Here is a 15,665-nt window from a genome sequence, read left to right as displayed (position 1 = left end):
CAGAGCGGGAACGCCAGGTTCCTCTACTCACGCAAACGCCAGAACAGGACCAATACCGCAATGAACACTCTCGACTTTCTCGACAAGCAGTCGCTCCGCGACGACATTCCGGCCTTCGCCGCTGGCGATACCCTCGACGTACATGTCAAGGTGATCGAGGGCTCCAAGGAGCGTGTCCAGGTGTTCAAGGGCGTCGTGATTCGTCGCCAAGGCGGCGGTATCCGCGAGACGTTCACCGTCCGCAAGGTTTCCTTCGGCGTCGGCGTTGAGCGTACCTTCCCGGTGCACAGCCCCAACATTGCCAAGATTGAGGTGCTCACCCGCGGTGACGTGCGTCGCGCGAAGCTGTACTACGTCCGCGACCTGCGCGGCAAGGCAGCCAAGATCAAAGAGAAGCGCTGACCCGACTACGCTGGCGTCGTGGCTAATTCACACGGCAAGCATTCATCCGACGGCACACACCCCGAGGCAAGCGATCCGCTCGCCCGGGGTGTTGCTGACAGCGAGGATGCTCGCGCCGAAGACTCCTCAGACTCGACCGCGAAACCGTGGCACACAAAAGACGACGCCGCTGACGGCAAGGGCAAGGGCCGGAGCAAGGGGAGCACGTTCCTTCGGGAAACGGTAGTCATCGTCAGTGCGGTGCTCGTCGTCATGTTTGTGCTGACCACGTTCGTAGGTCGGCAGTATGTGATTCCGTCCGAGTCGATGGAGTCCACCCTGCACGGTTGCACTGGGTGCTCCAACGATCGCATCATCACCGACAAACTGGCCTACCGGTTCGGTGATCCGCAGCCGGGCGATGTTGTGGTGTTCAAGGTCCCTGACTCGTGGAATGAGCCGTACCTGTCCACCCGATCGTCGAACGCTGTCGTCCACAAGTTCCAAGATGTCTTGTCCTGGTTCGGGTTTGCGCCACCGGACGAGAACGACTACGTCAAGCGAGTCATCGCCGTTGGCGGCCAGACGGTCTCCTGCCGTAATGCCGAGGGCGTCGGAGTGAAAGTCGACGGCAAGGCTCTGCGCGAGCCGTATATCGATATGAATTTGCAGAACCCCGGTTTGGGTAGCTGCCTCGGCCCCGACTTCGGGCCGTACAAGATTCCCGACGGCGCGGTGTGGGTCATGGGTGACAATCGCAGCAATTCGTCGGACTCGCGCTTTCATATGACCGACGATCCGGCGACACCTGATCAAGACTTCCTGACCGGCGGTTCGGTGCCCGTATCGGATATCCGCGGCAAGGTGCGCACCATCATCTTCCCGTTCTCGCGGATGGGCGGTGTCGGCTCGATCAATCCGCAGCAATGAGCAGCGGAATGTCGCGAACCGTCAGTCGCGCCGACCGGTGGCCGCCGAGATCTCCGGTACGCCGTGCGGCGAGCCTGCGTACCTTCGAATTCGCCTTGCACCGCAACGGATTAGGGCCGGTGGCCGGTGTCGACGAAGCGGGCCGCGGGGCCTGTGCCGGCCCGTTGGTCGTCGCGGCGTGTGTTCTCAAGCCGACGCAGTTGGCGTCGTTGGCTGATCTTGATGACTCCAAGAAGCTGTCCGAGAAGACGCGTGAGGCGCTGTATCGCTCGGTGACGAAGTACGCGCTTGCCTACAGCGCCGTGGTTATCCCGGCGGCTGAGATTGACCGTATTGGTATCCATGTCGCGAATATCGAGGGGATGCGACGAGCGATCAGCGGGCTTGACGTTACCCCGGGATACGTCTTGTCCGACGGGTTCACCGTTCCGGGTCTCACCGCACCGTCGTTGGCTGTCATCGGCGGCGACGGCGCGGCCGCCTGCATCGCCGGCGCCAGTATCATCGCCAAGGTGACTCGCGATCGAATCATGAAGGCCATGGATGACGACTTTCCCGGATACTCCTTCGCGGTGCATAAGGGGTACAGCACGGGCCTGCACATGGACAGTCTTGATCGTCTCGGGCCCTGCGCGGAGCACCGGATGTCGTACCGGAATGTCGCTGCGCGAGCCGCCGCGACTCCGAAGTAGGGTAGGGCGAGCTATGCGACGGGAGATGTGAGAATGAGCGCTGAGGACCTCGAAAAGTACGAAACCGAGATGGAACTCTCGCTTTATCGTGAGTACAAGGACATCGTCGGACAGTTTACCTACGTTGTGGAGACCGAACGGCGCTTCTACCTGGCGAATTCGGTCGAGTTGATACCGCGCAACGCCGACGGTGAGGTCTATTTCGAGCTCCGGATGAGCGATGCCTGGGTCTGGGATATGTACCGGCCGGCACGGTTCGTGAAGCAAGTTCGGGTAGTCACATTCAAGGACGTCAACGTCGAAGAGCTGGAAAAGCCAGAACTGAGGTTACCGGACAACTGATTGCGGCCAGTACATCGACCTGCGCGCTGCGTTGTCCAGGCGTAGCGTTGGGATTTCACTGAGGTCGAACTCCCGGTAGCCACCGGGACTGGAGCGGGTGATTATGGTCGACGTAGCTGCGGTCGCGGGGCCAGATCTCGCTGGTCGCGTGACCGATGGGCCATTTCCCAGCCTCCTATACGCGGGGATCGCTGAGCCCCTCGTACAGACTCAGCCGTATTTCGACGATCTCAACCTGGAACCGGTCATCTCCGCGATCGCCGCCGATACCGCACTCCGGTCATATTTCTGCACCCCGGTCAGCCCCGCGTCAATAGCGTTGCGGCACAGTATTTTTCGTGACCTCGACGCCAACCAGCGATTAGTGTGGGTGATCGAACGTTTCATCAGCGAGATGGGTGAAACCCGGCGGCTCATGGCACTTGCGGATAAGGTACACAACAGGTTTGAGGCGATTGGCTGGCATCTGGCCGCAGCCGAAAGCTATCTCGACGTGGTGCAACGATTTGTCGCGGGACTTATTGCGGCACAACCCCAGTCGGCCCCGCTGAGTGAGTTGACGGCAAGACTCAGTGTGCACGTCGGTCAGGGCAACCACGCACAGATGAAGGAAGACGCCGCGCGGATGCGAGAAGCGTTGGAGCGCATACGATTTTGCCTGCTGGTGACCGGCGATCATGTGACCATCCGGCACCATCGCGACGAGCGCGACTTCAATATCTTGACGCGACAGATTCTCGGTCGGTTCCTTACCGACTCGACGCCGGACCCGTTCTCAGCGCGCTTCGCTCGACCCGATATCGCGGCCGGCGAAGGCCGACCGGCTGATCTCAACGCGGTCGAATCGCGGATACTTGCCGGCGTTGGCAAGCTTTTCCCCGACGAATTCGCCGAACTCGAGCGCTTCCGCGCGACGACGCGTTCACTAGTCGACCGGCGTATCGCCGTGGCCGAATCCGAGCTGTCGTTCTACACCTGCTACCGGGCTTTCATGGCGCAGCTTTCTGAGCGGAGTACCCGACGAGATACCATCTTCTGTTACCCGGAGATTGTCGAAGACACGGCCTCGACATGGATTTCCGACGCATACGACGTCGCGTTGCTGCTGGCGCAGGTCCGCTCCGCGGGGTCGTCAGATTCGTTGGTAAGTAACAGCTTTCATCTCGATCCACCGGAGTGGGCGGCCATCGTGTCCGGGCCGAATCAGGCTGGCAAGTCGACCTTCGCGCGCATGATCGGGCAGATTCATCACTTCGCGGCCGTAGGAGTTCCGGTGTCCGCTCGACGTGTTCGGGTGCGGCCGGTGGGAAGGATCTTCACTCATTTCGAGCGTGCGCAGAACGCGATCGATGACCGTGGCCGACTAGCGGACGAATTGATGCGCATGGAGCAGATTCTCGAATCTGGTGATGAACACTCGGTGGTGATTTTGAACGACACCTTTGCCTCGACGTCGCTGAAAGACGCACGGGCACTTGGCCAAGCTGTGTTGAGCAGACTCCGTGAGCGATGTGGCGTCTGCGTCTACGTGAGCGCCGTCGGATCGCTGGAACAGTCCGCCGACGGCGTGGTGAGCATGGTCAGTGCGGTTGATCGCGCCGACCCCGCACGGCGCACATTTCGGGTAGAGCGACGCAGTGCCCCGGGAACCGCATACGCCACCGCTATTGCGGCGAAGTACCGTCTGACCTATTCAGACGTGACCGAACGCTGTAGACCGTGAGAGTCCGGCTGATGTACCCCGACCGCGACTGCGATGTCGCCGCCCGAGCTCCCGACGGTGCGCACGAGGTGATGGCCGATCTTGGTTTGTCTCCGATTATCGCGGCTATGGGTGGCGACGACCCGTATCTGTGCAAGGTTGCGACGGTGTCCCTATTCGACGCGGCGGCGAGTGTGGATTCGATCGTCTACCGGCAGCAGGGCGTCGCCGACGCGGCATCGAATCTCGCTACGGTCCAGAGCGCGTATGCCATTGCGGTCGCGGCCGGGGAGGACCTGCGCAAGCATGTACGAATCTCGATCGGTCGTACCTCGCCTGAGCGTTTTATGTATCGCTCGCGGTCGGCGGTCGAATTACTGTCCCGTAGGTTAGCGCAACTGACCGCGCTCATGCGCGACCATCGGGAGAAATTCACGTCGCCGCCCTTCAGCGCATTCTGTGCGTATCTTGCGGACACCTTCGACCGTGACTATCTCGCCGCTGTCCGACGTCATCTCGACGATTTGGAGTTCACTCAAGGGGCGTTGATCAGTGCCGGTCTGGGGCGGGGTAACGCACCGACAGGTTATCTGGTGCGTCAACCCCATCGAAAAGCGATCAGCGACTTGGTTTCTACCGATCGCGGATACGGATTCCGAGTCGATCGACACGATCCGACCGCGAGTGAACTCCTCGGCGACGTGCGAGGCCGAGGTCTACACGAAGTGGCGGCAACGTTGGCCGATGCCGCGGATAACCTCGAGCGTTTCTTCGCCACCGTGCAGTGGGAACTCGGATTTCATCTGGGGGCGGTTCGGTTACAGCACACCTTGCTGGAGTTGGGCGGCGCGATGTGCTGGCCGGTCCCAGAGCCGCGCGGTTCCATGAAATGGCGCTGTCGTGGACTGTACGACGCGGGGTTCGCACTACGTCGCGGCGGGCCGTTGGTTGGCAATGACGCCGATACCGGCGGAGCGGCGCTATTGATGATCACCGGTGCCAATCAGGGTGGAAAATCGACTTTTCTGCGCAGCATTGGGGTGGCGCAGATGATGATGCAGGCCGGATTGCCCATTGCCGCAACGGAATTCGCAGCAGGAGTCCGATCCGGAGTACACACGCATTTCACTCATGCCGAAGATCCGTCGATGACCAAGGGGCACCTCGACGAGGAGTTGGAGCGGATGAGTCGGATCATCGACCGCCTTGCGCCGGGCGCACTGATCCTGCTCGATGAGTCGTTCGCGTCGACTAACGAACACGAAGCGACCGGATTAGCCGCTCAGATTGTCGAGGCGCTTATCGATTCGGGGCATCAGCTCTGTTACGTCACACATATGTATGAGTTGGCACGACGCTTCTACGACGCGGGCAAAGGTCATTTCATCCGCGCACAGCGGTGTGATGACGAGTCACGGCCATTTCACTTGGTCAGTTCTGGACCGATGGAGACGAGTTACGGCGTGGACTTGTATCGGGCGGTGTTCGGAGTGGACTTGCCCGCGTCGTAGGGGATTGCTGCCCGGCATTTTCCACAGGTCGAAGGTTGTACACAGAAGCCTGACGGGAGGCGTCGATGACTCTTCTGGCTGACGGCCCGCGGTGTCAATGTGTGCGTCATGGGGAGAAACCAAGTACCCGCGTCGAACCGGCGGTCAACGGTCGGTCAGCGCGGCGAGGACATTGCGGCTATCCATTGCCAGAAGCTGGGATGGACTGTGCTGGAACGCAACTGGCGCAATCGATACGGTGAGCTGGATATCATTGCGGCCGACGGCTGCGACTTGATCATCGTCGAAGTGAAGACTCGATCTACCGATAAGTTCAGCGACGCCGCCCACGCGGTCACCGCGGCGAAGTTGGCTCGGATGCGGAAGTTGACCCGCATGTGGTTGGCCGCCCAGGATCGGCATTGGCGGTCGATCAGGTTCGATGTTGTTGCGGTGCAACTGAATCTGTCCGCACCACCGGATGGCCATCCAGTTGAGATCCGACACCATCGTGGCGTCTACGCATAGGCGGCGAGATGGCACTCGGAAGGTCGTACGCGATAGGTCTCAACGCGTTCTCGGCGACTGTCGTTGAGGTGCAGGCGAACGTTGGACAGGGACTGCCGGGAGTGACTGTTGGCGGCAATGTCGACGGCGGCATTCGTGAGTCACGCGAGCGTATCCGGGCGGCGGTAACCAATTCCGGGCATAAGGTGCCTGATCAGAAGATCACCATCATGCTGTTTCCCGCTGATCTGCCGAAGTCGGGGTCACGATTCGACCTTGCGATGGCCTTGGCCATCATCGCTGCCGGTGGTGAGATTGACGAAGCGAAACTGGCGTCGACAGCGTTTGTCGGCGAACTAGCACTTGACGGTCGGGTTCGGCCAGTCCGCGGAGTATTGCCGTCGGTGATTGAAGCGCGTCGTGCCGGATACTCGCGGGTGGTGGTGCCCCGCGCGAATGTCGCTGAGGCCGTTCTGATTTCGGATATCGAGGTGGGAGGCGCCGACTTCCTTTCCGACGTTCTGGCCTGGCTCGCGGGGGATCGGGCGCTGGACACTATCGCCGACGCCGAGCCGCCCGACCCGACGCCGGTGCCCGACCTTGCCGATGTCGTGGGCCAGTCGGAGGCACGCTACGCGTTGGAGATCGCCGCCGCCGGAGCACATCACTTGATGATGACGGGCCCACCGGGTATCGGAAAGACGATGCTGGCGCGACGATTGCCGGGCATTTTGCCTTCGCTGGGGACCGAAGAATCGTTGGAGGTTACTGCGATTCACTCGATTGCCGGCACTCTGCCGGCGAAGAATCCGTTGATCACCGAGCCGCCGTTCATCGCCCCACATCATTCGACGTCGATCACCGCGCTGCTCGGCGGTGGCACTGGAATGGCCGCGCCGGGAGCTGTATCGCGAGCACATCGCGGCGTGTTGTTTCTCGACGAGTGCGCCGAGATGGGCGCGAAAGTTCTTGATTCCCTGCGCCAACCGATTGAGGAGGGCGAAGTTCGCGTGGCGCGGCGTGATGGCGAAGCCAACTATCCGTCGCGGTTCCAATTGGTACTCGCCGCGAATCCATGTGCCTGTGCGCCAGCCCACGACGTCGATTGCATATGTTCGGCGATCAGTCGTCGACGCTACCTCGGGAAGATGTCGGGGCCACTGATGGATCGAGTCGATATCCGGCTTCGGATGGAGCCGCCGGGGAATATGGCTCTGATGACCGCGACCGGCGAGTCCAGCGCGGCGGTCCGGACCCGGGTCGTCGAGGCCCGCGCCGCAGCGGCGCACCGATGGGCAGAATTTGGTTGGCTGACCAACGGAGAGGTTCCCGGTTCGGTACTGCGCCAACGATTTCGGCTGCCGCCCAAAGTCTTACATCCTGTGGAACTGTTTCTGCGCGATGGTCGGGTGACCGCCCGTGGTGCCGACCGCGCGGTAAGACTCGCCTGGACCCTCACCGATTTGCGCGGCGGTGACCAGCCAACCGAAGACGATGTGGCACAGGCATTGTTGTTTCGCGACCGGGGAGGGTATCGATGAGCGCGTACAGCGAAGAGCAACGGGCGTGGGCGTATTTGGCGCGAGTTGCTGAGCCGCCGTGTGGCCCGCTGCGTACGCTCACGGAGGAGATTGGCGCGATCGACGCCGCGCAGGCGGTACGTCGGCGTGTGGTGCCGCCTGGCTACGGCGGTCTGCTGACAAACACGCGGGCACGATACGAAATTGATTCGGCGATAAGCGATCTCGACGCGGCGTCCCGCGTGGGTGCGCGCTTGGTTACTCCGGCTGACGACGAGTGGCCGGGGTGGTCTCTGATGGCTCTCGCGCAGGCGGATACCGCGGACCGTGGCGGACCGCCGTTGGCGTTGTGGGTGCGCGGGTCGCCGACACTGACCGTCGCCGCGGATTGTGCTGTCGCGCTGGTGGGTTCGCGTGCGGCGAGTAGTTATGGCGAGTACGTGGCGGCGTCCCTGGCGGCGGGAATTGCCGCGGACGGAAGCCCGATAGTGTCCGGCGCGGCATACGGGATTGACGGCGTGGCCCATCGCTCGGTCCTGGCGTCCGGCGGACTTACCGCCGCGGTGTTGGCCTGCGGCATCGACCGTGACTATCCGGCCGGACACGCACGTCTGCTGGCACAGATCGCGGCGTCGGGTGTGGTTATCAGCGAATATCCGCCTGGCACAACGGCCGCCAAGCATCGGTTCCTGACTCGCAACCGACTGGTGGCGGCGCTGTCGTCGGCGGTTGTCGTTGTTGAAGCGGGACGTCGGAGCGGAGCGGCGAACACCGCGGCGTGGGCGCGTAAGTTGGGCCGGCCGCTGGGGGCGGTGCCCGGGCCGGTGACGTCGGCGATGTCAGTCGGCTGCCACAGCATGATTGCCGACGGCTTGGCGACGTTGGTGACTACTGCATCGGAGGTGATGTCGTTGGTCAGACCAGACGGTGCGGGTGGTTCTAACGAAAGCCCTAGCCGATCAACGGATGGACTGACGCCGATACAAAGGCAGGTGCACGACGCTATTCCGCGGCGCGGGGCGACGACGGTCGATCAGATTGCCTACTCCGCGGGAATCGATCTGGCAGTAGTGCGATCTGCGCTGGCCGCGATGGATGTTGCGGGCGTGGTGGTGGCGAGCGAAGGCGGGTGGAAGTTGGCGTAGTAGCGTCGCACCTATGCGACGGTTCTGGGGAATTTTCGGTGCATTGATGGTTGCCGTGTGTGCGACGCTGTTTGTCGCGCCGCCCGCGAATGCGGCTTCAGCTGGCTCGGTGATCAGCACCGAGGCGCTCTCGCGCGTGGAACTCCCCGCCGAGGCGGCCCGAGGCCAGCGGATTCTCTACGAGACGCGTGACCAGAATGGTCGCCCGGCCCGCTCCTTCGGAGCGGTCTATTACCCGCGGGGAAAGGCGCCAGCAGGTGGCTGGAAGGTGGTTTCGTGGGCACACGGCACCAGCGGTATCACCGAGAAATGTGCGCCCAGCCGGTCTGTGGGGGCGCAACGAGATCGCCTTGAGCCGACCATCGGAGCAGCGCTCAAAGCGGGTTACGTCGTCGTCGCAACGGACTACATCGGCCTCGGCGGCGGCAGCAAGGCGGAATATCTTGGCGGGCGATCAGAAGGACATTCCGTATTAGATATGGTTCGTGCGGCTCGTCGCAGCGACACGGCGATCTCCAAAGACTGGGTGTCCCTTGGTCATTCGCAGGGCGGACATGCGGCATTGTGGGGTGCCTGGCTGGCTCGAAGCTATGCGCCGGACCTCAATTTGCGTGGAACGGTCGCACTCGCGCCGGCATCACATATCGAGTTGATGTTTACCGCTTTCGGTCCCTACATTCCGGCCAACAGTGCGCTCAACGGCTTTGGCGGGCTTGGACTTTACGGCATCAACGGCCTCGATGTGGCCCGGCCGGACTTGCGGATCCTCGACTATCTGACGCCGGCCGGGCGAGCGTTGGCGCAGCGGGTCAAGTCGATGTGCGTTTTCGATTTGTCGCCGCTATTCGCGAATCGGCCATTGGGTTCGCTCTTCGCCAAGTCACTCGCGAACCCGACGGTCGCTGCCGCTCTGCGCGACTACATGGCGGTCCCGACATCGGGCTGGACTACACCGGTTCGCATCGAGCAGGGAAGAAGCGATGAGACCGTGTTCTATCCCGTCACCGCAGCGCTGGCAGCCGAGATGAAGGTCGGCGGCGCTCAGGTGTCGCTGGTGCCCTACCCGGGCGCCAACCATATGCAGGTGGTGCCGCGCTCGATAAACGACACGCTGTCGACGATCGGCGGATACTTCCGGCGGTAGCCGCTACGTCACGGATCCTGAACGAGGTCGCGTTTCGGCGGCCCCGCGCTCCTGAGGGCGATGTTTGCGATCCAGCCTTCGACTGGACCGCGGCGGTGATAACTGAGCCACCAGGCGGCGCCCACTAGGGAAATCGCCATGAACGCGACCCAGATCGAAAAATCAGACCATTGCGGATCCTGCCCAGGGGCCGCGTGCGACTTGGGCGTTAGGACCGACAGGGCGATGACGTGTGCGATGTAGATCGTCAGTGGCATTCTGCCGACTGCGCGCAACGGCCAACTCAACACACCGGGGCTGTGAAAGACCTTGAGGCACAGACCAATCAGGACCAGGCTGATTCCGGTCGAACCGAATAGGTCGAAGGGGGTTGACGAATGCGGATCCCCGGCGATTAGCCCCGTGAGGTTGGCCGGCGTCCAGAGGAATCCCTCACCCGGACGTTCGAATGGGGCAAGGAACTCGTTCGGCGTTGGTGCCGTCCCCGCTGGGTCCAGGGCGTTGCGGATCGGCACGAGCGCCGCGACGGATAGGTAAGCGACCGAGGCGATTGCCGCGCCTCGAATAATGAGTGTGTTCGCCATCTGTCGAGCCGAAAGGTCAAGTCGGCCAAGGCCTAACCCGACGAGGAAATAGCAGGACCATGTGAGCAACGGGTATCCGCCGTTGAACAGGATTTCCGGCAGGACGTAGTACGGCGCGCCCCATGCTCCGACGACAGCATGGAGAAGGGGCATCGCTATGGGCATCACGACCGCGATGATGAGCGCCGCCCTCAATAGTCGTCGCGGTGAGACCGAGATCAACGGGATCGATGCGGCGAACAGGAAGCCGTAGACGAGCAGAATGATCAGGACCGGCGACCCGATCATCTGCAGTATTCCGCCGAGTAGGGCGATCAGACAGGCTCGCACGAGCAATGTGTGACGAGCGTGAACCAACTCGTCGCCGGTTACCGGGGTGACGCCACCGGTGAACAGCGCGATGGATATGCCGGCGATCATCACGAACGTCGGTGCCGAATGGCCGATGATGAGTGCGGGATACGTATGTGGGTCGCTCCACCGGACATCGCCGAACGAGAAGATATGGACGGCGAACATGCCGAAGATAGCTATCGCGCGTGCGGCGTCGATGCCGTGCAGGCGGTCTCGGCCGGTCCTGGCGGTGTGTGATTCCAATCGATCCCCCGAAAATTGTGATAGGAAAATGCGAATTGATGATAATTCACTCCGGATGGGATGGCGACGGGAGTCCTCGACTTAGGCTCACCTAAATTCTGCCGTGTACCGTGGATGGGGCTTGTAATTAGTGAAGTGATTGCTCCGAAAGGAGGCCAGCAATGGCCCGACGTAAGAACACGATGACCGTCCTGCGAAGCGAAAAGATCGGCTCGCATATGGTTCGGGTATTCCTCGGCGGCAGCGGATTCGACGACTTCATTCCGGCCGAATTGAGCGACGACGGCGCGACCTGGGATACCGACATGTACGTCAAACTGATCTTCGCGCCGCCTGGCGTCGAGGTGCCCGCGGATGCGTCCCCACGCACCCTGCGCGACGAATTCGCGCCGGAACAGCAGCCAGTTCTGCGGACCTACACCGTCCGCAAGTACGACCGCGACAACCGAGAGATCGCGATTGATTTCGTCGTACATGGCGATGAGGGGATCGCCGGACCGTGGGCGGCGTCGGTGCAACCGGGTGAATCTGTCGACTTCTTCGGGCCGGGCAGTGGATATCGCCCTCGATCCGACGCGCCGTGGCATCTGCTGGCCGCCGATGAAGCGGGGTTGCCGGCGGTGGCCGCGGCATTGGAAGCGTTGCCGGACAACGCAATCGCGAAAGTATTCATCGAAGTCGCCGGCGTCGACGACGAACTGGATCTGATCGCGCCCGCGGGCGCTGAGATCACGTGGGTGCATCGCGGCGGTGGTGCGGGCGAGGTAGCCGACGATGTCGCCGGTGATAACGCTCCGCTGATCGCAGCGGTGCGAGACGCCGAATGGCTCGACGGCGAGCCGCAAGTCTTTATCCACGGAGAGGCGCAGGCCGTCATGCACAATCTGCGCGGCTACATCCGGAAAGAGCGCGGCGTCGGGGCGAAAAATGCGTCGATTTCCGGATATTGGCGACGCGGTCGGACCGAAGAAGGTTTTCGGACGTGGAAGGCGGACCTGCGCGCTGCCGAAGAAGCGTCGGCCTGATCATCGTCGTTCCGATCTGATCACGGACCGAGTGTCGCGCTTGCTCGCGCGGTGGCGTCGGAGTTTGCTGGTTGGGTGCCTGATTCGACGTCCCGCGAGCACAGCCTGATCGCCGACTACACCGACTACCTGCGGTGGGAGAAGGCGCATAGTGATCACACGATCCGCGCGTATGTCGGTGATGTGCGCGCGCTCGTCTCGTTCGCAGGCGCTCGGGGAGTCGACGTCAACGGTATCGATCTCGCGTTGTTGCGTGCGTGGCTCGCCGAAAGCACGCGACGCGGCGCAGCGCGTGCGTCGATCAGCCGGCAGGTGTCGTCGGCGCGAACCTTCTGCTCGTGGGCTACCCGCGAAGGCGTATTCGATGTCGATCCGGCGCAACGTCTCGTAGCACCGAAAGGTCGGCGCACGCTTCCACCGGTCCTCGCGCCGGATCAGGCGAGTGCGGTGATGTCGTCGACACGAACGGATGTCGAAGAGGGCGTGCGCGATGTCGGTGATCCCATCGCCATACGTGACCGCGTGATCGTAGAGCTGTTGTACGCCAGTGGTATTCGGGTGGGGGAGTTGTGCGGGCTCGATCTGCGCGATGTCGACGTGGACCGAATGGTCCTGCGTGTTATCGGCAAGGGAGACAAGGAGCGAACTGTGCCGTTCGGCGAGCCGGCGCGAAAAGCTTTGAACGACTGGGTAACTCGCGGGAGGTCGGCGTTGGCCAACGATCGCTCGGGGCAGGCCTTGCTGCTGGGGGCGCGGGGCGGACGACTCGACCAGCGGATGGCCCGAACCGTCGTGACTGACGCCGTCGAGCGCGCCGGTGGTCCACACATGGGTCCGCACGGCCTACGGCACAGCGCCGCAACGCATTTGCTCGAAGGCGGCGCCGATCTTCGCGTTGTGCAAGAGCTGCTGGGGCATTCGTCCCTCGCCACCACACAGCTCTATACGCATGTCAGCGTGGAACGTCTGCGCAAAGTACACCAGCAAGCGCATCCGCGAGCGTGATGGCAGTTACGCTTGACGCCATGCTGCGCCGACTGGTCCTAACGTTCACCGTCCTTGCCGCGATTGCCGCGATTGGCGCGGTTGCCGCACCAGCCCATGCCGAACCTGTTGCGCCCGTGTCACCGACCGCCGCATCAGAGGGTTTGCTCGATGTCCGCAGTGTCGTCCCCGACGCCATCGTGGATCTGCGTTATGCGACGTCGGCGAATTTCGTCAAACAGCGGCTGTATCCGACCAATGCGCGCTGCCTGGTACATCGATCGATGGCGAATGGCCTACGAGTTGCGGCATCAAGACTTCGCGTAACCGGCAATCGTCTCGTCTTCTGGGATTGCTATCGGCCGCATTCTGCGCAGGTGCGCATGTATCAGGTTGTGCCAGACGCCAATTGGGTCGCCAAGCCGACGAATTACGCGCGCAGTCACGAGTCGGGGAGGTCGGTGGATGTCACCCTGGCGACCCGCGATGGACGTCGGCTCGACATGGGTACCGGATTCGACGACTTTAGTGCCCGTGCACACGCCTATGCGACGGCCGGAGTGAGCGCGAGCGCCGTTGGGAACCGCGCTCGACTGCGAACGGCGATGCAGGCCGGCGGCCTCGCGCCATATAGCGGTGAATGGTGGCACTTCGACGGTCCGGGTGCCGGAGTAGACCGTCCGTTGCTGCGCGCAGCAGTCAATTGACCGCTGCTGCGCGCAGCAGTCAATTGACCGCTGCTGCGCGCAGCGGTCAATTGGCCACTGTGCCAACGGGTTTGAGCCGAACACGGACCGCGTCGACTAACGCCAGCGGGTTGAGGTAAACGGCACTCGACCCTGATCCGCGCCGAGCGCCCCAGTGCAGACAGGTCGTCGTCGGGCAGCCGGCGTGTCCGGAGGTCACGGTGCCGATTACCTGCCCTCGGGTTACGGTCTGCCCCTTCGACACGATTGCGTCGACAGGCTCGTAGGTGGTTAGTAAGCCGTCGGCGTGCCTGATCGACACGACGGGTTTACCGCCGACATCACCGGCGAACGACACCGTGCCGCTGCCCGCGGCGAGAACCGATGAGCCCGCTGATGCGGCGAGGTCGACCCCTCGATGCCCGGATTGCCACCGCTGGTCGGGCGGATCGTAGGGCGTGACCACCCGTGGTCGGGGCGACAGTGGCCACCCGTAGCCGCGTGGTGCGGCGTCGGCCAAGGTCGGGGCTACCGCGCTGACGAAAGCGAGGCATAGACACAAACTTGACCAGCGGAAGAGAGGCGTCATCTCTATTAGACGCACGGTAGGGGCGGATGGATCCAGCGACTTTGCAACTGGCTGGAAACTGCGATCTGACGTCGGGCGAGGGGAGATGCCCCTCGGGGGAGTTGGCGTTGCAGGTCTCGGGCGGCAGTTAGCACGCTGGAGTCTGCAATCTGACGTCAGGCGAGGGGAGGCATCCCTCGGGGAGCCTTGGCGCCGCAGACTTCAGCCGCCGGGCCTCAGAAGTCGTCCGACGCCAGTACCCGGCGTCGCGCTGAATTGACTTCGATTTCCGGACGGCGGGCCACCAGATGCTCGATCGAATCCAGGACGTCGGAGACATGCCGACGATCCGGCCCCACCACACTGGCCCCGATCGCTGCCCGACGATGAAGGTCGTGGTTGTCCACCTCGGCGGCCGAGACGCTGAACTTACGCTTGATTTCCGCGATGATCGGCCGGATAGCCGAACGCTTTTCTTTGAGTGAGTGGACGTCCCCCAACAAGACGTCGAATTCGATCCAGCCGATCCACATTCGCACGAGCATACGCGGTGCGCTGACCGGCGATTTTGCCCAGCTCGCGCGGCGGCGTAGGCTAACCGATGCACTTCGCCTTCGGCGGGGTGACTTCGCGCGCCTGCGATAGGAAGTTTACGACCACCGTGTGGGCAGTCCCAGTCATCTGGGTTCTACCGGTGCGGGCGCCAGGATCGACGGCAACCCGTCGTCGATGACAACTGCAACAACAAGGACGTGTTTCGACATGGCTGTCGTAACAATGAAACAGCTGCTGGATAGCGGCGCACACTTCGGTCACCAGACCCGCCGATGGAACCCGAAGATGAAGCGATTCATCTTCACCGACCGCAACGGCATCTACATCATCGATTTGCAGCAGACGCTGACCTACATCGACAAGGCCTACGAGTTCGTCAAGGAGACTGTCGCCCACGGTGGCACCGTCCTCTTCGTCGGCACCAAGAAGCAGGCCCAGGAGTCGATCGCGGCCGAGGCGACGCGCGTCGGGATGCCGTATGTCAACCAGCGCTGGCTCGGTGGCATGCTCACCAACTTCTCGACCGTTCACAAGCGCCTGCAGCGCATGAAAGAACTCGAGACCATGGAGCAGACCGGTGGCTTCGAGGGACGCACCAAGAAGGAAATCTTGATGCTGACCCGCGAGAAGAACAAGCTTGAGCGGACACTCGGTGGTATCCGCGATATGGCCAAGGTGCCATCCGCAATTTGGGTTGTCGACACCAACAAGGAGCACATTGCTGTTGGTGAGGCACGCAAGCTGAACATCCCGGTCATCGCTATCCTGGACACCAACTGCGATCCCGACCTCGTCGACTACCCGATTCCGGGT

17 protein-coding genes are annotated in these 15,665 nt (G+C 62.5%); 14 read left to right on the top strand and 3 right to left on the bottom strand.

Annotated elements, in window-relative coordinates; translation table 11 throughout:
• Nucleotides 1-60 precede the first annotated feature (60 nt).
• The 10 genes from rplS (at nucleotide 61) to GOEFS_RS07985 (ending at nucleotide 9,853) form a co-directional block, all read left to right on the top strand.
• Nucleotides 61-402: a 50S ribosomal protein L19 gene (gene rplS, locus GOEFS_RS08030; RefSeq protein WP_007317398.1), complete on the top strand. Its 342-nt coding sequence runs from the start codon at nucleotides 61-63 to the stop codon at nucleotides 400-402.
• A gap of 18 nt (nucleotides 403-420) precedes the next feature.
• Complete coding sequence (lepB, locus tag GOEFS_RS08025; protein ID WP_007317397.1) at nucleotides 421-1,311, top strand: signal peptidase I; 891 nt, start codon at nucleotides 421-423, stop codon at nucleotides 1,309-1,311.
• An 8-nt stretch (nucleotides 1,312-1,319) separates the two neighbouring features.
• The gene (locus tag GOEFS_RS08020) at nucleotides 1,320-2,003 is read left to right on the top strand and encodes a ribonuclease HII (RefSeq protein WP_007317396.1); all 684 of its coding nucleotides are present in this window, start codon (nucleotides 1,320-1,322) and stop codon (nucleotides 2,001-2,003) included.
• Between the two features lie 33 nt (nucleotides 2,004-2,036).
• Nucleotides 2,037-2,345, top strand: a complete 309-nt coding sequence (locus tag GOEFS_RS08015; RefSeq protein WP_007317395.1) for a DUF2469 domain-containing protein — start codon at nucleotides 2,037-2,039, stop codon at nucleotides 2,343-2,345.
• A gap of 103 nt (nucleotides 2,346-2,448) precedes the next feature.
• Nucleotides 2,449-4,068 carry a MutS-related protein gene (locus GOEFS_RS08010; protein WP_007317394.1) on the top strand — a complete coding sequence of 540 codons (1,620 nt, stop codon included), beginning with the start codon at nucleotides 2,449-2,451 and terminating at the stop codon, nucleotides 4,066-4,068.
• Entirely contained in the window at nucleotides 4,065-5,558 is a 1,494-nt protein-coding gene (locus GOEFS_RS08005) for a MutS-related protein (RefSeq protein WP_138917937.1), read from the top strand. Before GOEFS_RS08010 ends, GOEFS_RS08005 begins: the two co-directional genes overlap by 4 nt.
• Before the next feature lie 108 nt (nucleotides 5,559-5,666).
• On the top strand, nucleotides 5,667-6,065 hold the full coding sequence (locus tag GOEFS_RS08000) for a YraN family protein (RefSeq protein ID WP_040524770.1): 399 nt from the start codon (nucleotides 5,667-5,669) through the stop codon (nucleotides 6,063-6,065).
• 8 nt (nucleotides 6,066-6,073) lie between these two features.
• Entirely contained in the window at nucleotides 6,074-7,585 is a 1,512-nt protein-coding gene (locus GOEFS_RS07995; protein WP_007317391.1) for a YifB family Mg chelatase-like AAA ATPase, read from the top strand.
• Nucleotides 7,582-8,709: a DNA-processing protein DprA gene (gene dprA / locus GOEFS_RS07990; RefSeq protein ID WP_007317390.1), complete on the top strand. Its 1,128-nt coding sequence runs from the start codon at nucleotides 7,582-7,584 to the stop codon at nucleotides 8,707-8,709. The genes GOEFS_RS07995 and dprA overlap by 4 nt, the downstream gene beginning before the upstream one ends.
• A gap of 13 nt (nucleotides 8,710-8,722) precedes the next feature.
• Nucleotides 8,723-9,853, top strand: coding sequence for a lipase family protein (locus GOEFS_RS07985; RefSeq protein WP_007317389.1), 1,131 nt, complete (start codon nucleotides 8,723-8,725; stop codon nucleotides 9,851-9,853).
• A gap of 8 nt (nucleotides 9,854-9,861) precedes the next feature.
• Here the strand turns inward: GOEFS_RS07985 and GOEFS_RS22400 are convergent, their stop codons facing one another.
• Nucleotides 9,862-11,034 (bottom strand): DUF418 domain-containing protein, encoded by a 1,173-nt coding sequence (locus tag GOEFS_RS22400; protein ID WP_007317388.1) that lies wholly within the window; start codon nucleotides 11,032-11,034, stop codon nucleotides 9,862-9,864.
• Nucleotides 11,035-11,195: 161 nt separating this feature from the next.
• Between GOEFS_RS22400 and GOEFS_RS07975 the strand changes: the two genes are divergently transcribed.
• The 3 genes from GOEFS_RS07975 to GOEFS_RS07965 all read left to right on the top strand — a co-directional run bounded on the left by GOEFS_RS07975 (nucleotide 11,196) and on the right by GOEFS_RS07965 (nucleotide 13,750).
• The gene (locus GOEFS_RS07975; RefSeq protein ID WP_007317387.1) at nucleotides 11,196-12,059 is read left to right on the top strand and encodes a siderophore-interacting protein; all 864 of its coding nucleotides are present in this window, start codon (nucleotides 11,196-11,198) and stop codon (nucleotides 12,057-12,059) included.
• Nucleotides 12,060-12,134: 75 nt separating this feature from the next.
• Nucleotides 12,135-13,064 (top strand): tyrosine recombinase XerC, encoded by a 930-nt coding sequence (locus GOEFS_RS07970; RefSeq protein ID WP_007317386.1) that lies wholly within the window; start codon nucleotides 12,135-12,137, stop codon nucleotides 13,062-13,064.
• Between the two features lie 20 nt (nucleotides 13,065-13,084).
• The gene (locus tag GOEFS_RS07965) at nucleotides 13,085-13,750 is read left to right on the top strand and encodes a M15 family metallopeptidase (protein WP_007317385.1); all 666 of its coding nucleotides are present in this window, start codon (nucleotides 13,085-13,087) and stop codon (nucleotides 13,748-13,750) included.
• Between the two features lie 46 nt (nucleotides 13,751-13,796).
• Here GOEFS_RS07965 and GOEFS_RS07960 read toward each other — a convergent pair whose 3' ends face one another.
• Together GOEFS_RS07960 and GOEFS_RS07955 are read right to left on the bottom strand one after the other, a co-directional pair.
• Entirely contained in the window at nucleotides 13,797-14,318 is a 522-nt protein-coding gene (locus GOEFS_RS07960) for a M23 family metallopeptidase (protein ID WP_083837265.1), read from the bottom strand.
• Between the two features lie 215 nt (nucleotides 14,319-14,533).
• The gene (locus tag GOEFS_RS07955) at nucleotides 14,534-14,830 is read right to left on the bottom strand and encodes a DUF503 domain-containing protein (protein WP_040524767.1); all 297 of its coding nucleotides are present in this window, start codon (nucleotides 14,828-14,830) and stop codon (nucleotides 14,534-14,536) included.
• A gap of 229 nt (nucleotides 14,831-15,059) precedes the next feature.
• Here GOEFS_RS07955 and rpsB point away from each other — a divergent pair.
• On the top strand, nucleotides 15,060-15,665 hold a 606-nt coding region (rpsB, locus tag GOEFS_RS07950), incomplete at its 3' end, for a 30S ribosomal protein S2 (RefSeq protein ID WP_040524766.1).

It is taken from the genome of Gordonia effusa NBRC 100432 (genome assembly GCF_000241305.1).
Taxonomy (GTDB): domain Bacteria; phylum Actinomycetota; class Actinomycetes; order Mycobacteriales; family Mycobacteriaceae; genus Gordonia; species Gordonia effusa.
This window is presented reverse-complemented; position numbering and strand designations above follow the sequence as displayed.

Coding starts and splice junctions, on each gene's coding strand:
- rplS (WP_007317398.1), top strand. CDS start 61: ATGAACACTCTCGACTTTCTCGACAAGCAGTCGCTCCGCGACGACATT.
- GOEFS_RS08020 (WP_007317396.1), top strand. CDS start 1,320: ATGTCGCGAACCGTCAGTCGCGCCGACCGGTGGCCGCCGAGATCTCCG.
- GOEFS_RS08015 (WP_007317395.1), top strand. CDS start 2,037: ATGAGCGCTGAGGACCTCGAAAAGTACGAAACCGAGATGGAACTCTCG.
- GOEFS_RS08010 (WP_007317394.1), top strand. CDS start 2,449: ATGGTCGACGTAGCTGCGGTCGCGGGGCCAGATCTCGCTGGTCGCGTG.
- GOEFS_RS08000 (WP_040524770.1), top strand. CDS start 5,667: ATGGGGAGAAACCAAGTACCCGCGTCGAACCGGCGGTCAACGGTCGGT.
- GOEFS_RS07995 (WP_007317391.1), top strand. CDS start 6,074: ATGGCACTCGGAAGGTCGTACGCGATAGGTCTCAACGCGTTCTCGGCG.
- dprA (WP_007317390.1), top strand. CDS start 7,582: ATGAGCGCGTACAGCGAAGAGCAACGGGCGTGGGCGTATTTGGCGCGA.
- GOEFS_RS07985 (WP_007317389.1), top strand. CDS start 8,723: ATGCGACGGTTCTGGGGAATTTTCGGTGCATTGATGGTTGCCGTGTGT.
- GOEFS_RS07975 (WP_007317387.1), top strand. CDS start 11,196: ATGGCCCGACGTAAGAACACGATGACCGTCCTGCGAAGCGAAAAGATC.
- GOEFS_RS07965 (WP_007317385.1), top strand. CDS start 13,085: ATGCTGCGCCGACTGGTCCTAACGTTCACCGTCCTTGCCGCGATTGCC.
- GOEFS_RS07960 (WP_083837265.1), bottom strand. CDS start 14,318: ATGACGCCTCTCTTCCGCTGGTCAAGTTTGTGTCTATGCCTCGCTTTC.
- GOEFS_RS07955 (WP_040524767.1), bottom strand. CDS start 14,830: ATGTGGATCGGCTGGATCGAATTCGACGTCTTGTTGGGGGACGTCCAC.